Raw genomic sequence first — 13,335 nt, forward strand, 5'->3', positions numbered from 1 at the left:
ACCGCAGGCTGCGATCTTTTGATTTTTAAAAGATCGCAGCCTGCGGTAGCGACTACAGGTTTACAGCGCTCTCTCTAGGCTTTCGCTCACCGTTAAATCACGCATCAGCAGGGCATAGCTCAGGTCCACCTGTTCGGAGATCGGCAAGTAAACCGTGTGGCCATCACCTGGCGCGACTTCGATCGGCAATCCCGCCGTGTTATGCAGTTGGTCCAGATCAAAGTGGTAGTTGCCGCGTGGAGTCATCAGCTCCAGGTGGTCGCCCAAAGCAAAACGGTTTTTGACTTTGACCTCGGCCAAACCCTTGCGTCGTTCGCCGGTCAACTCACCGACAAACTGCTGGCGGTGTGACAGAGAACTGCCGTGCAGATAATTCTGATATTCGTCATGCACATGCCGACGCAAAAAGCCTTCGGTGTAGCCGCGCTGCGCCAGTGACTCCAGATCATTCATCAAGTTGCGGTCGAACTCACGGCCGGCCACCGCATCATCAATCGCCTTGCGGTAGACCTGCGTCGCCCGCGCACAGTAAAAGTGCGACTTGGTACGCCCCTCAATTTTCAGTGAATGCACGCCCATCTCCGTCAGACGAGCCACGTGTTGCACCGCGCGCAGGTCTTTGGAGTTCATGATGTAGGTGCCGTGCTCGTCCTCGAATGCCGACATGGGTTCGTCCGAGCGGTTGCTTTCGTGCAGCACAAACACTTCGTCGGTCGGCGCGCCCAGACCGAGGGTCGGCTCAACCACCTTCACCACATTGCCCAGTTCGTTTTCTGTGGCGGGCTTGGCTTCGTACTTCCAGCGACACGCGTTGGTGCAACTGCCTTGATTGGCGTCGCGCTTGTTCATGTAGCCGGACAGCAGGCAACGGCCGGAGTAGGCCATGCACAACGCACCATGGACGAAAATCTCAAGCTCCATGTCCGGCACCTGCTGGCGGATTTCTTCGATCTCTTCCAGTGACAGCTCGCGGGACAGGATGATCCGGCTCAAGCCTTGCTGGCGCCAGAACTCCACACTGGCCCAGTTCACTGTGTTGGCCTGCACCGACAAGTGAATTGGCATCTGCGCGAAGTGCTGGCGCACCAGCATGATCAGCCCGGGATCGGACATGATCAGCGCATCCGGGCCCATGGCAATTACCGGTTCCAGGTCTTTAAGGAAGGTGCGCAGCTTGGCGTTGTGCGGGGCGATGTTGACCACCACGTAAAAGCGTTTGCCTTGGGCCTGGGCCTCGCGAATGCCGATGGCCAGGTTGTCGTGGTCAAACTCGTTGTTGCGCACCCGCAAGCTGTAACGCGGCTGGCCAGCGTAAACCGCGTCCGCGCCATAGGCGAAGGCGTAGCGCATGTTTTTCAGGGTGCCCGCAGGGGCGAGGAGTTCGGGTGGAGCAAGGCGCATGGTCGGGTCTTTCGCAAAAAGGCGCGATGGTAGTCGAGCCTTTGGGCGCACTTATTGATCTGGATCTAAAAAACCGTACCTGGCTAACGCGCCGTGCGTTGCAAGGCCAGCATAACGATCCCGGCGACCACAATCAGCCCGCCGATCACCTGGCCATTGCTCAGCACCTGCTCCAAAATCAGCCAGCCAAACAGCAAACTCGCCACGGGCTCAACGTTCATTACCGGGGCGTTTTGCGCCATGTTCAAGCGCGTCATGCAGATAAACAGCAAGCAGAACCCGAAGCCATACAAGGTGACCAGGCAGGCGAGGGCGGTCCAGCCGGTGGACGAACTGGGCAACGACACGCCACCGGGCAACACGCCGCTGATTCCGGCCAGTGTGGCGGCGCTGAACACAATCAACATGGTCAGCATGCTGCGTACGCTGCCGCGCAGGCTCGACAATTTGTGATCGGTGATCCACAGCGCACAGGCGAACACCGAAGCGGCACCAAAGCCAAACAGAATGCCCTCCAGCCATTGCGCCTCGGTGCTGCCCTGATTGGCCAGACGTTCGGGCACGTCCAGCGCAAACACCAGGCCGCACATGATCAGGCCCATCAGCAGGGCTGCGCGGCGGGTAGGTGCAGCGCCGCCCAGCGCCCATGTCAGCAACACCAGCAGAATTGGCGCCATATTGCCGATCAGCAACGCCAGCGCGACGGGAATGCGCGCCACCGCTGAATAGAGAAAAAAGCTTTGCGCCGCAATCAGCAGGCCGAGCAACAGTTGCCAGCGCCAGTTTGCAGCCGTCAATCGAGGTCGTTCGCGTTGCCAGACCACCAAGGCCGTCAGCACCAGCAAGGTGACTCCGGCGCGGCACAAAATCGCCAGTAGCAGGCCGGTGTCGTGATCGAACGCAATACGCGCAGCGATGTGGTTCCCGGCAAAGGCACAGGCCAGCAGCACCAGAATCAACACCGCAACATGACGGGGAAACAGAGCAGGAGCAGACATAAGCAACCAGCCTCCTTGGCTGGAAAGTTACCGAACCCCCTGTAGGAGCGAGCTTGCTCGCGATCTTTTGATCTTTTAGAAGATCGCGAGACAAGCTCGTTCCTACAGAGGGGAGGGTTATAACACCAGGCTTGGCAGCCACAGCGAGATGGCCGGTACGTAGGTCACCAGCATCAGCACACCGAACAACGCCAGGTAGAACGGCAACAGGGCTTTAACGGTGCTTTCAATCGTGACTTTGCCCACCGCCGCGCCGACAAACAGCACGGCACCTACCGGCGGGGTAATCAGCCCGATGCCCAGGTTCACCAACATGATCATGCCGAAGTGCACCGGATCAACGCCGATACCGATGATCACCGGCAGCAGAATCGGCGTCAGGATCAAAATCAGCGGCGCCATGTCCATCACCGTGCCCAGCAGCAGCAACATGACGTTGATGCACATCAGGATCACGTAACGGTTATCCGACAGCGTGAGGAACGCCGTGGTGATTTTCATCGGGATTTCCATCAGCGTCAGGATGTAGCCGAAGCTGGCGGCAAAACCGATCAGGATCATCACGATGGAAATCGTCCGTACCGCCCGGTGCATCAACTTGGGCAGGTCGCGCCACTTGTAGTCGCGGTAGATAAACATGGTCACGAAGAACGACCACAACACCGCAATGGCCGCCGACTCGGTGGCTGTGAAAATCCCCGACAAAATACCGCCCAGGATGATGACCATGGCCATCAGCCCCCACAGCGCGTCACCGGCGATTTTCAGGGCCTTTTTCAGCGGGATCACTTCGCCCTTGGGGTAGTTGCGCTTGCGCGCAAAGATCATGCACAGGCCCATCATCACCGCACTGAGCAGCAGCCCCGGCATGATTCCGGCCATAAACAACGAAGCAATTGATACCGTGCCGCCCGCCGCCAGCGAATACAGCACCGAGTTGTGGCTCGGCGGAGTGAGCAGGGCCTGTACCGAGCCGCTGACCGTCACTGCCGTAGAGAACTCGCGAGGATAGCCCGCACGCTCCATTTCCGGGATCAACACTGACCCCACCGAGGCGGTGTCGGCCACCGACGAGCCCGAGATGGCGCCAAAGAAGGTCGAGGCCACGATGTTGACCAGCGACAGGCCGCCGCGCACAAAACCCACCAGCACCCCGGCGAAGGCGACCAGCCGGCGTGACATGCCGCCTTCGGCCATGATCGCGCCCGCCAGAACGAAGAACGGGATCGCCAGCAGCGAAAATTTGTTCACACCCCCGGCCACTTGAATCATCAGCGCGTCGAACGGGATTTCAATCCACCAGGCGCCGATCAACGCCGACAGGCCCAACGCGTAAGCCACCGGCATGCCAATCAGAATCAGGGCAATAAAGCTGCCCAACAGTACCAAAGCGTCCATTTATACGGCCTCTTCGCTGGCTTCTACGATGTCGAACCGCACAACACGGCGGTGGCTCTGGTCGCCCAGGAAGAGCTTTTCCAGGACAAAGATCAGCGTGATCAAGCCGCCGATGGGGATGGGCAGGTACGAAATACCGACCCGCATGGACGGCATTTCGCCGAGAAATTGGTTCCAGGTGGTGGCGCAAAGTTTGAAGCCCTTGACTGCCATGAACAGACAGACGATGACCATCAGGATTTGCACCAGCACCGCCACCGGTTTGCGCACGTGCAGGGGCATGCGCTCAACCGCCATGGCCACGGCCATGTGTGCGCCTGCGCGATAGCTGGCCGCCGCACCGAAGAAGGTAAACACCACCATCAACAAAATGGCGGTAGGTTCTGGCCAACTGGACCCTGAGCCCAGCACGTAACGGGCGAAGATGCCCCAAGGGATGATCAGGGTCATGGTCAACACCGACAACCCGGCGATCGCAATGCAGACCCTGTACAGAAAGTCGTTAAAACGCAGCACGGCATTTTTCATGGAGGCTCACCCCTGTGGCGGTGAACGGGCTGGCGCCCGCCACCGCGGCGTTATCGGACAGGCTTAATGGACGGCTTCGATACGCGAGATCAGCTCTTTGTAGTTGGCGCCGTATTTGTCACGAACCGGCTGGGTGGCGTCGTAGAAGGCTTTTTTCTGGTCCGGGGTGAGGGTGATGAACTCCACACCGGCGGTTTTGAGTTTGGCTTCGCTCTCGGCCGACTTTTTATCCCAGATCACGCGCTCTTCCATCTGCGCTTCGCGGGCCAGTTTCTGCACCAGTGCCTGCTGCTCAGGGTTGAGCTTGTTCCACGTGGTTTTGGCAATCACGATGGGTTCCGGCAGGATCAAATGGTCAGTCCATGTGAAGTACTTGGCGTTCTGGTAGTGGTTGTGTTCAAGGAACGTCGGCGGGTTATTTTCGGCACCATCAATCACGCCGGTCTGCAGGGCGCTGAAGATCTCGCCGGTGGCCATGGCAATGCCGTTACCGCCCATGTCATTTATGGTGTCGATAAACACCGGGTTGCCTTGCACGCGGATCTTCATGCCTTTGAGGTCGGCTATCTCGCGCACGGGTTTTTTGGTGTAGAGGTTGCGGGTACCGCCGTCCATCCACGCCAGAGCGACCATGTTGAAGTCGGAGTTGGTGATTTTGTCGAGCATCTCCTGGCCGATTTCGCCGTCGATTATTTTGCGCATGTGCACCTGGTCGCGGAACACGAAAGGCAGGTTGAAGGCATTGGTTTCCGGCACCACCGGGCCCAGGATGCCGAGGCTGACTCGGGTCATTTGCACGGCGCCAGACTGCAACTGTTCAACCACTTCTTTCTCGGAGCCGAGCACGCCACCGGCAAACATCTTGAACGAAATGTCGCCATTGCTTTGCGCCGCCAGCTTTTGGCCCATTTCTTGTTCAGCCACCACTGGCGGGTAGCCGACCGGGTGAACTTCAGCGAATTTGATCTTGATTTCGGCCTGGGCTACGCCCGACAGGCAGAAGGCAAGCGGCAATGCAGCGATGAGTAAGGTGCGTTTGAAATCCATGGGTCACTCCACATATTGTTTTTGTTATTTAAAGGTTCTGGATCAGCAGGATTAAACAGTCAGCTTGTGTACGCGGGCTCCGCCAGCTCTTTAACACCAGGGTTAAGGGCAAACACGCCGCCCGCCAAAGGTTGGTCACTGAGGTCGCCAGCCGGGCGAATCGAGGTGACGAACAGGGTGTCCAGATTCGCGCCGCCAAAGGCGCACATCGCAGGCTTCTTGACCGGGACGGCCATCGAGCGGTCAAGTGTGCCTTCGGGGGTAAACCGGTGAATCAACCCGGCATCGTTGCCGCAAATCCAGTAGCAGCCGTCGGCGTCGACAGCGGCGCCGTCAGGGCGGCCCGGGTGTTGTGTCATGTCGACAAACAGGCGGCGGTTGTGTGGGGTGGCCGTGTCGATGTCGTAATCGAAGGCCCAGATCTTTTGCACGTCCGGGTGCGAGTCCGAGAGGTACAGGGTCAGGCCGTCGGGGCTGAACGCCAGGCCGTTAGGCACGATAAACCCGGTCAACTGCGGTTTCAGAGGTTCGTGTTGCCCGGCTTCATAGCGATACATCGCACCGACGGGCACCCCTGCGGCCATGTCCAGCAGCATGGTGCCGGCCCAGAAGCGGCCCTGGCGATCACAACGACCATCATTGAAACGCATGCCCGCTTGGGCGTGGTTCACGCTGCTTAACAGGCGGGTACTCAGGCGGCCATCGGCCTGGGGCGTGAGCGTAAATACGCCGCTTTCCATCGCGCCAATCCAGTGGCCGTCGCGGCCTCTGGCGATACACGCGAGCATTTGCGGGGCTTCCCAGCTTTGGCTGAAGCCATCGGCGGCCTGCCAGCGGTGCAGACGCCGGGCCGGGATATCAACCCAGTACAGCGCTTGTTCGGCAACACTCCAGACCGGGCTTTCACCCGTGGCATTGCGTGCGTCGAGAATCAGTTCGGCAGTCATGCGGCTTGATCCCTGCGTTGTTGTTCTTATTCGTCGCCAAAAGGGCCGGCTGCCACAAAGGCACCGCCTTGATAAATTCTGCTGGGGTCATAGGCAGGCGGCATGGGTTGGGCTTCAACCTTGTCGCGGTAAATTTCTGAGGTGTCCTTGGGGGCGAAACCCAAGTGCGCCGCATAGCGGTTGTCCCACCACACGTTCAGATTGTTCGAAGCGCCATAGACCACGGTATGCCCGACATTCGGCGTGTAGAGCGCGCGTTCGAGCAACTGCGTGAGGTCGGCAAAGCTCAGCCAGGTGTGCATCATTCGGCGGTTTTGCGGTTCGGGGAAAGAAGAGCCGATGCGGATGCTGACGGTTTCGATGCCATAACGGTCGAAATAAAAGGTCGCCATGTCTTCGCCATATGACTTCGACAGCCCGTAGTAACCGTCAGGACGGCGAGGGGAGCGGGCGTCGAGTGTCTGGTCTTGCTGGTAAAAGCCGATGACATGGTTAGAGCTGGCAAACACAACACGCTTGACCCCGTGTCGACGCGCCGCTTCGTAAATATGGAACACGCCGCTGATGTTAGGGCCGAGGATTTCTTCAAAAGGGCGTTCAACCGATACACCGCCAAAATGCAGGATGGCGTCCACGCCTTCGATCAACTGGTGCACGGCCTGTTTGTCGGCGAGGTCACACACGATGGTTTCTTCACGGCTGTCGGCTGCGCAGGCCATTGGCGCAATATCAGACAGTCGCAGCACCTTGGCATAAGGCTTGAGGGTTTCGCGCAGCACCTTCCCCAAACCACCTGCGGCACCGGTGAGAAGAAGGCGATTGAAGGGAGTTTGGACAGTACGAGTGTTAGTCATCAAGGACCCCTGCGTTTCTTATTAATGTCATCTGTTGTCGTATGACTTGGTTCGGATTATTCACAGCCCTTGCCGGTGTTGTCAATGCGCGATTTTGCCAAGTGCCATCATTACGCCTCAACCCTTTGAAGGAGCGGGCTTGCCTCGCGATCTTTAAACCGATCACGAGGCAAGCGGGCGGGTTACAACAACGAAAGCGGGTAGCTGATAAAGATACGGTTCTCGTCAAACTCATGGGCGCTGTAGTCGCGACGGATACTCGCGTTACGCCAGCGCACTGTCATGTCCTTGAGGGTGCCGCTTTGTACGGTGTAGGCCAGTTCCGATTCGCGGCCCCACTCTTTGCCGTCAGTGGTGGTGGCGGTGTGGATGTTACTGCCGCTGATATAGCGGTTCATCATGGTCAGACCCGGGACCCCAAGTACGGCGAAATCAAGGTCGTGGCGCACTTGCCAGGAGCGTTCCTTGGCCAGGTCATAGCTGGAGTTGTAACTGTCGTTGGCCAGGGTGCCGCCGCTGGTGCCGTTGACGCGGAACCAGCCGTCGTCGCCGTACACTCTTTGCAGGCCGACATACAGGGTGTTGCCTTTGTATTTGGCCGAGAGCAGGGCAGATGCGGTTTTGTTGTCCAGTTCACCGGCACGTTTGCTGCCGTCTTCCTTGCCCCAGAAGTAACCGAGGTTCGCGCCCAGGGTGACATCGCCAACCGGCTGGCTGTGGATCAGGTTGAGGAATTGCTGCTGGTAGATGTTTTCCAGCTCGGCATACCAGGCGCCAACTTGTGTGCGTTTTTCATTGAAGGTGTAATCACCGCCAGCAAAATTAAAACGGTCGGACGTGAAGGCGCCTTTGCCGTTGAGCGACATGTCTTCCATGCTCGCGTCATTACGTGGGCTGTTGGCGCGGAACTGCCCGCCGTAAAGGTTCAGGTTGGCGATTTCTTTAGAAGTGATCTGTGCACCGCGAAAGGTCTGAGGCAGCGAGCGACCATCATCCGAGCGCAAAATCGGCAGCACCGGCATCCACTCGCCGACTTTCAGTTCAGTGTTCGAGAACTTGGCTTTGGCCGCCACACCCAGGCGCCCGAAATTCTTGGCCGGTTCGCCATCACTGCCGGTCGGCAGTAACTGCGTACCTGCGGTGCCTTTACCGCCATCAAGTTTCTGCGAGTACATCCCCAGCACGTCCACCCCGAAACCGACGGTGCCTTGGGTAAAGCCGGACTTGACGTCAAGAATGAAGTTTTGCGTCCATTCTTCGGCCTTGCTTTGCGGGGCGCGGCTGTTGGGGTAGTCCGGGTTGGTGTAGTTGCGGTTGATGTACGCGTTACGCAGGGTAAGGGTCGCTTTGGTGTCGTCGATAAACCCTTCTGCCATGCCTGTCAGCGGCAGCGTAAACGACATGCTGCCCAGCCCCATAAGAATCAATGAACGGGTGTTGTGAGATCTCATTATTGTTGTGCTCCCATTTTTGACAAAGCCGTCCTCACGTGACCGACAGAAGCGGCCTGCAATGTGAAGGCGGTGTGTGTTGCCCTGGTGTCAGGGCGCTGACTCAAACCGTTGTGACGGCAGAGTCTTTTGCTGCAGACAGACGTTCAGCAAAAGCGGCAGGCAATCGGCCCGTGTGCAATCGGGCTCGACTGGGGTGTGCGAGGGGCGTAACGCGAGAGAGTGCGGTCATACGGAATTCCCTGATTATTATTGTTGTGTTATCCGTTGTCGTACAACTTTGTCGGATTATTTACACCTTCGGCGGCCTTTGTCAATGCAGGGTCAAGCAAACAAATCAGGGTTTCATCGGGGCAGGGGGTGGTTGAACTCACTGGTGAAGGGTGATCGTACAACCGCCATGAGCTATCATGCGATAACTTGCAGTTCGCACTTAGACCCCGAGATAAATGTTGACCATGGAAAACCCCACTGACGTTCCACGCCTTCCTCGCAAACGCCGTAGCCTCGCGCAGGAATTGGTGACGGTGCTGTCCGAGCAAATTCGCGACGGCTTGCTCAAGCGCGGCGACAAGCTGCCCACCGAGTCCGCGATCATGGAAGCCCATGGCGTCAGTCGCACCGTGGTGCGCGAAGCGATTTCCCGTTTGCAGGCGGCAGGGCAAGTCGAGACGCGGCATGGTATCGGTACGTTCGTGCTGGACACACCCAGCCCGAGCGGCTTCCGTATCGACCCTGCCACCGTGGTGACATTGCGCGACGTGCTGGCGATTCTGGAGTTGCGCATCAGCCTGGAGGTTGAGTCGGCCGGGTTGGCCGCGCAGCGTCGTAACCCGGAACAGTTGGCCGCCATGCGTGCCGCTCTGGATGCACTTAACGAAAACACCGCGCGTAACGGTGATGCCGTGGCGTCGGACTTCCAGTTTCACCTGCAGATTGCGCTGGCCACCGGCAACCGCTATTTCACCGACATCATGAACCACCTGGGCACCAGCATCATCCCGCGTACCCGCCTCAACTCGGCGAGCCTGGCCCATGATGATCAGGGGCAGTACATGAGCCGCCTGGGCCGTGAACACGAAGAAATCTATGCCGCCATCGCCCGCCAGGACTCAGACGCGGCCCGTGCGGCCATGCGCTTGCACCTGACCAACAGCCGCGAACGCCTGCGCCATGCGCATGAAGAGGCAGAGGCGCAGGGCTAAATTTGACTCCACCTGTAGCCGCTGACGCAGGCTGCGATAAGGGCTGCAGAACCTTCGCTTTTTCAAGAAGCAGGGCCGCTACGCAGCCCATCGCAGCCTGCGTCAGCGGCTACAGGTTTTATTGACATGGAAGGTGTATGAACGAAACAAGTCTGCAACGTAAAACCCTGCTCCTGCTTCTGGCCTTCGTCACCGTTGCCTTTATCTGGATTTTGCTGCCGTTCTATGGGGCGATTTTTTGGGCGGTGGCGCTGGGTATTCTGTTTGCGCCCTTGCAGCGCAAGTTGCTCCTCAAATTCAAAGGTCGGCGTAACCTGGCCACCTTTGTCACACTCACAGCCTGCACCCTGATCGCCATTCTGCCGGTGATTTTCACCACGATCCTGCTGGTGCAAGAAGTGGCCACCCTTTATAGCGATGTGCAAAGCGGCAAGATCAACGTCGCCGGCTACATCGCCCAATTGCAAAGCAGCTTGCCCCATCAGGTCACAGAATGGCTCGACCGGCTGGGCTTGAGAAGCATTGAAGGCGTCAGCGACAAGATCTCCAAGGGCGCGCTTGAAGGCAGCCAGTTCTTTGCCACCCAGGTGTTCAACTTTGGTCAGAGCACCTTTGAGCTGGTGGTGAGCTTTTTCATCATGCTCTACCTGTTGTATTTCTTTATTCGTGACGGCCAGGCCATGGTGCGTTTGATCCGCAATGCGGTGCCCATGGCTGAACAGCACAAGCGCCTGCTGCAAATCAAATTGCGTCGCGTGGTCAGGGCTTCAGTCAAAGGCAATCTGGCAGTGGCCGTGGTGCAGGGCGCGCTGGGCGGGGTGATCTTCTGGATCCTGGGCATCCAGAGCTCGCTGTTTTGGGCGGTGCTGATGATGTTCCTGTCCTTGTTGCCTGCCGTCGGGGCGGGCATCGTCTGGGCGCCTGTGGCGATTTACTTCCTGACCACCGGGATGATCTGGCAAGGCGTGGTGCTGGCGCTGTTTGGCGTCTTCGTGATCGGCATGGTCGACAACGTATTGCGCCCGATCCTGGTGGGCAAAGACACGAAAATGCCGGACTTCCTGATCCTGATCTCGACCTTGGGCGGCATGGCGATTTTCGGCCTCAATGGCTTTGTCATCGGGCCATTGATCGCCGCCCTGTTCCTGTCGAGTTGGGGATTGTTCAGCGGCACCCGGCGCAAGGTCCGCTTGCCCGCTGACAAAATCACCCTCGACTAACGAAAGCTGTACGAAACCCCGACGTAGGCGCCCCGGCCTTCGCCGGGGGTGGAGCGGGCGGCGTCCTGGCCTTTGTCGTCGTAGCCCGGCGTCACCGTGGCGGCGTAGCGCTCGCCGGTGAGGTTGCGCAGGTCGATCCAGGTCTGCCAGTCGCGCTTGGGGGAGGCGTAACCCAGCGTTGCGCCCCACAGCGTGTAAGACGACGCGTAGTAGGTGTTGGCATAGTCCACCGCCATACGTGAGGCCACTTGGGTGTTGACCCCCGCGTAGAAGCCTTGCGGGTGGTCATAGCGGACTTCTGCCTGGTAGTAGTGCTGTGGGATGCCCGGCAAGCGGTTGTCACCAAAGCGTGAGTCATCGCGGTAATGGAAGTCGCTGAAGGTGTAGGCCTGACGCAACGACACGCTGCCTACGCCATCGCGCTCCCACAAGCGGCTATTGAGCCCGGCTTCAATGCCTTGGTGCACGGTCGGGCTGGCGTTGGACTCACCTACAATTGGTGCCAGGTCCGCCGTGGCGGCTTGCAGCTCAACCGTCAGCAGTTCATGGCGCACGGCCGAGTAGTACCAGGCCAGATCCCATTGGCCGATCCCTGAGTCGCCCCGTGTGCCCAGTTCAAGGGTGGTCGCGGTCTGGTTCTGCATGGCAATCGGGGTGCTTTGGCGCCCGGTGGCCGGACCGCTGCCCACCGGGAATACGTACGGCGAACTCCAGATCATCGACCACGGGTGCGGCGGCTCGACCGAGCGACTAAGGTTGCCGTACACCTGCAAGTGCGGGTTGAACTCATAGCGCAAGCCCAGGCGCGGCGCGTAATCCCAATCATGGCGGCTGACTTTGCCGCCGCTGTCGGGGTAGCTCACCTCGCTTTCGCGGCGGGTATAGATCAGCGCCATGCCCGTGGTCAGCCACAGGTCGGGCATCAGCTCCAGATCATTGCTGGCGTGCAGCACGCTGTCCGACCCCTGATAACTGAAGTCGCGCATTTTGGTGCCCGGCGCATAGCTGGCGGTATTGCCGCGCGGGATGCGCACGTATTCCGACGCGCCGCTGTTAGGCAAATGCTTGCTGCTGCGCAGACCCACCGTGGTTTTGCTTTCAAGGCCAAACAGGGTGTCGCGCCGCTTGTAGTTCAAGGTGCCGCTGACGTCGGTGTAGGCAACCTTCAGCCGGTTGGGCCCCTCACGCAGGTCCATGGGGTAGTCGTGGTATACCAGCCCGACTTCCAACTGCGAATCATCGTCCAGGTACAGCGTGGTTTTGTTGCCCAGCCAGGTGCTGCCGGGTTGCGGGCGGGTGTAGTCGCCGGTCACATACGCCGGATTGGCGGCGCGTGGGTGGTGTTTGATTTGCTCTTTGGTAACCCGGCCTGCGAGCTCGTTATCGGTTTCGCGATAACGCAGATAAAAGCGCGTTTCCAGTTGCGGGCTGAAACGATAGCCAATATTGGCCGCGAAGCCTTTGCTGTTGCCTGACGTGTGGTCTTGATAACCGTTGGTCTCAGCGTCGTTCAGCGACACGTAGTAGTCCAGATCCCCCAACACTTGCCCGGAACTGATCTGGCGTTTCTGGTAGCCATAACTGCCCGTTTCGTAGCGCACTTGCAGGGGCGCGGCGTCATAGCCGGTGTGGGTGACGTAATTGATCGAGCCGCCCAGGGCTAGCGCGCCGACATCAAAACCATTGGCCCCGCGCAATACCTCTGCGCGGCTCAACCACAGCGGCTCGAACAGCTCATAGGGCGTACCACCGGGGCCGGTCAGCGGCAGGCCATCAAACATCACATACAGGCCCGAGCCGTGGGCGCCGGGCGCGCGGTTGATGCCCGAACCGCGCACCGAAACCTTGGTGCCTTCATTGCCGCCTGATTGGGCATACACGCCGGGTTGATACGCCAGCACATCACTGTTGGTCGCGACGCGGCCCTGTTCGACCGCGTTCATGTCGATCACATTGCTGGCGCCGGGCACCTGCTTGAGCGCCTCCTGTGCGGCTTGCAGGTCGCTGCTTTCCTCACTGCGCACCTGAACCTCACCCAACTCCAGCGGGTCAGCATAAGCGGGCGCAGCGCAGACAAGCGCCAAAGGCAGAAACGAAGACAAGGCAGATCGCATTACAGGCATTCCAGGACGATAGGCGGGCGGCGCGCCAGCCTATACAAGCCCGTAATCCCTCGCAACTGTCAGACAATCACAGCCCCCCCTAAACCGTAGGAGCGAGCTTGCCTCGCGAGCTCTTAATCTTGAAAACCGTGCCTGCTTGCACCCAGGCACGTACTGCTCTAGT

General features: G+C 59.1%; 11 protein-coding genes. 2 read left to right on the top strand and 9 right to left on the bottom strand.

Going from position 1 to position 13,335, the window contains the following annotated elements; all coding sequences use genetic code 11:
* Positions 1-60: 60 nt before the first annotated feature.
* From trhP to AAEZ03_RS24510, 8 genes are all read right to left on the bottom strand, one after another.
* Complete coding sequence (gene trhP / locus AAEZ03_RS24475) at positions 61-1,401, bottom strand: prephenate-dependent tRNA uridine(34) hydroxylase TrhP (protein ID WP_350582178.1); 1,341 nt, start codon at positions 1,399-1,401, stop codon at positions 61-63.
* Positions 1,402-1,484: 83 nt separating this feature from the next.
* Entirely contained in the window at positions 1,485-2,399 is a 915-nt protein-coding gene (locus AAEZ03_RS24480) for an EamA family transporter (RefSeq protein WP_123750399.1), read from the bottom strand.
* A 117-nt stretch (positions 2,400-2,516) separates the two neighbouring features.
* Positions 2,517-3,797: a TRAP transporter large permease gene (locus AAEZ03_RS24485; RefSeq protein WP_153373237.1), complete on the bottom strand. Its 1,281-nt coding sequence runs from the start codon at positions 3,795-3,797 to the stop codon at positions 2,517-2,519.
* Positions 3,798-4,325 (bottom strand): TRAP transporter small permease, encoded by a 528-nt coding sequence (locus AAEZ03_RS24490; RefSeq protein ID WP_048387721.1) that lies wholly within the window; start codon positions 4,323-4,325, stop codon positions 3,798-3,800.
* A 63-nt stretch (positions 4,326-4,388) separates the two neighbouring features.
* Positions 4,389-5,372 carry a TRAP transporter substrate-binding protein gene (locus tag AAEZ03_RS24495; protein ID WP_350582181.1) on the bottom strand — a complete coding sequence of 328 codons (984 nt, stop codon included), beginning with the start codon at positions 5,370-5,372 and terminating at the stop codon, positions 4,389-4,391.
* A gap of 59 nt (positions 5,373-5,431) precedes the next feature.
* Complete coding sequence (locus tag AAEZ03_RS24500) at positions 5,432-6,319, bottom strand: SMP-30/gluconolactonase/LRE family protein (protein WP_350582183.1); 888 nt, start codon at positions 6,317-6,319, stop codon at positions 5,432-5,434.
* A gap of 26 nt (positions 6,320-6,345) precedes the next feature.
* Positions 6,346-7,173, bottom strand: coding sequence for an NAD-dependent epimerase/dehydratase family protein (locus AAEZ03_RS24505; RefSeq protein WP_350582185.1), 828 nt, complete (start codon positions 7,171-7,173; stop codon positions 6,346-6,348).
* 182 nt (positions 7,174-7,355) lie between these two features.
* On the bottom strand, positions 7,356-8,624 hold the full coding sequence (locus AAEZ03_RS24510; RefSeq protein WP_273219713.1) for an OprD family porin: 1,269 nt from the start codon (positions 8,622-8,624) through the stop codon (positions 7,356-7,358).
* 458 nt (positions 8,625-9,082) lie between these two features.
* On the opposite strand from AAEZ03_RS24510, the gene AAEZ03_RS24515 reads away from it, so the two are divergent.
* Both AAEZ03_RS24515 and AAEZ03_RS24520 read left to right on the top strand, forming a co-directional pair.
* The gene (locus AAEZ03_RS24515) at positions 9,083-9,829 is read left to right on the top strand and encodes a FadR/GntR family transcriptional regulator (RefSeq protein ID WP_123750549.1); all 747 of its coding nucleotides are present in this window, start codon (positions 9,083-9,085) and stop codon (positions 9,827-9,829) included.
* A gap of 137 nt (positions 9,830-9,966) precedes the next feature.
* Entirely contained in the window at positions 9,967-11,049 is a 1,083-nt protein-coding gene (locus AAEZ03_RS24520) for an AI-2E family transporter (RefSeq protein WP_123750405.1), read from the top strand.
* On the opposite strand, the gene AAEZ03_RS24525 is transcribed toward AAEZ03_RS24520, so the two are convergent.
* Complete coding sequence (locus AAEZ03_RS24525; RefSeq protein WP_350582188.1) at positions 11,046-13,163, bottom strand: TonB-dependent receptor family protein; 2,118 nt, start codon at positions 13,161-13,163, stop codon at positions 11,046-11,048. The two genes, AAEZ03_RS24520 and AAEZ03_RS24525, sit on opposite strands and share 4 nt — an antisense overlap.
* Positions 13,164-13,335 lie beyond the last annotated feature (172 nt).

It is taken from the genome of Pseudomonas sp. HY2-MNA-CIBAN-0224 (assembly GCF_040310285.1).
Classification (GTDB): Bacteria; Pseudomonadota; Gammaproteobacteria; order Pseudomonadales; family Pseudomonadaceae; genus Aquipseudomonas; species Aquipseudomonas helleri.

Coding starts and splice junctions, on each gene's coding strand:
- trhP (WP_350582178.1), bottom strand. CDS start 1,401: ATGCGCCTTGCTCCACCCGAACTCCTCGCCCCTGCGGGCACCCTGAAA.
- AAEZ03_RS24480 (WP_123750399.1), bottom strand. CDS start 2,399: ATGTCTGCTCCTGCTCTGTTTCCCCGTCATGTTGCGGTGTTGATTCTG.
- AAEZ03_RS24485 (WP_153373237.1), bottom strand. CDS start 3,797: ATGGACGCTTTGGTACTGTTGGGCAGCTTTATTGCCCTGATTCTGATT.
- AAEZ03_RS24490 (WP_048387721.1), bottom strand. CDS start 4,325: ATGAAAAATGCCGTGCTGCGTTTTAACGACTTTCTGTACAGGGTCTGC.
- AAEZ03_RS24495 (WP_350582181.1), bottom strand. CDS start 5,372: ATGGATTTCAAACGCACCTTACTCATCGCTGCATTGCCGCTTGCCTTC.
- AAEZ03_RS24500 (WP_350582183.1), bottom strand. CDS start 6,319: ATGACTGCCGAACTGATTCTCGACGCACGCAATGCCACGGGTGAAAGC.
- AAEZ03_RS24505 (WP_350582185.1), bottom strand. CDS start 7,173: ATGACTAACACTCGTACTGTCCAAACTCCCTTCAATCGCCTTCTTCTC.
- AAEZ03_RS24510 (WP_273219713.1), bottom strand. CDS start 8,624: ATGAGATCTCACAACACCCGTTCATTGATTCTTATGGGGCTGGGCAGC.
- AAEZ03_RS24515 (WP_123750549.1), top strand. CDS start 9,083: ATGGAAAACCCCACTGACGTTCCACGCCTTCCTCGCAAACGCCGTAGC.
- AAEZ03_RS24520 (WP_123750405.1), top strand. CDS start 9,967: ATGAACGAAACAAGTCTGCAACGTAAAACCCTGCTCCTGCTTCTGGCC.
- AAEZ03_RS24525 (WP_350582188.1), bottom strand. CDS start 13,163: ATGCGATCTGCCTTGTCTTCGTTTCTGCCTTTGGCGCTTGTCTGCGCT.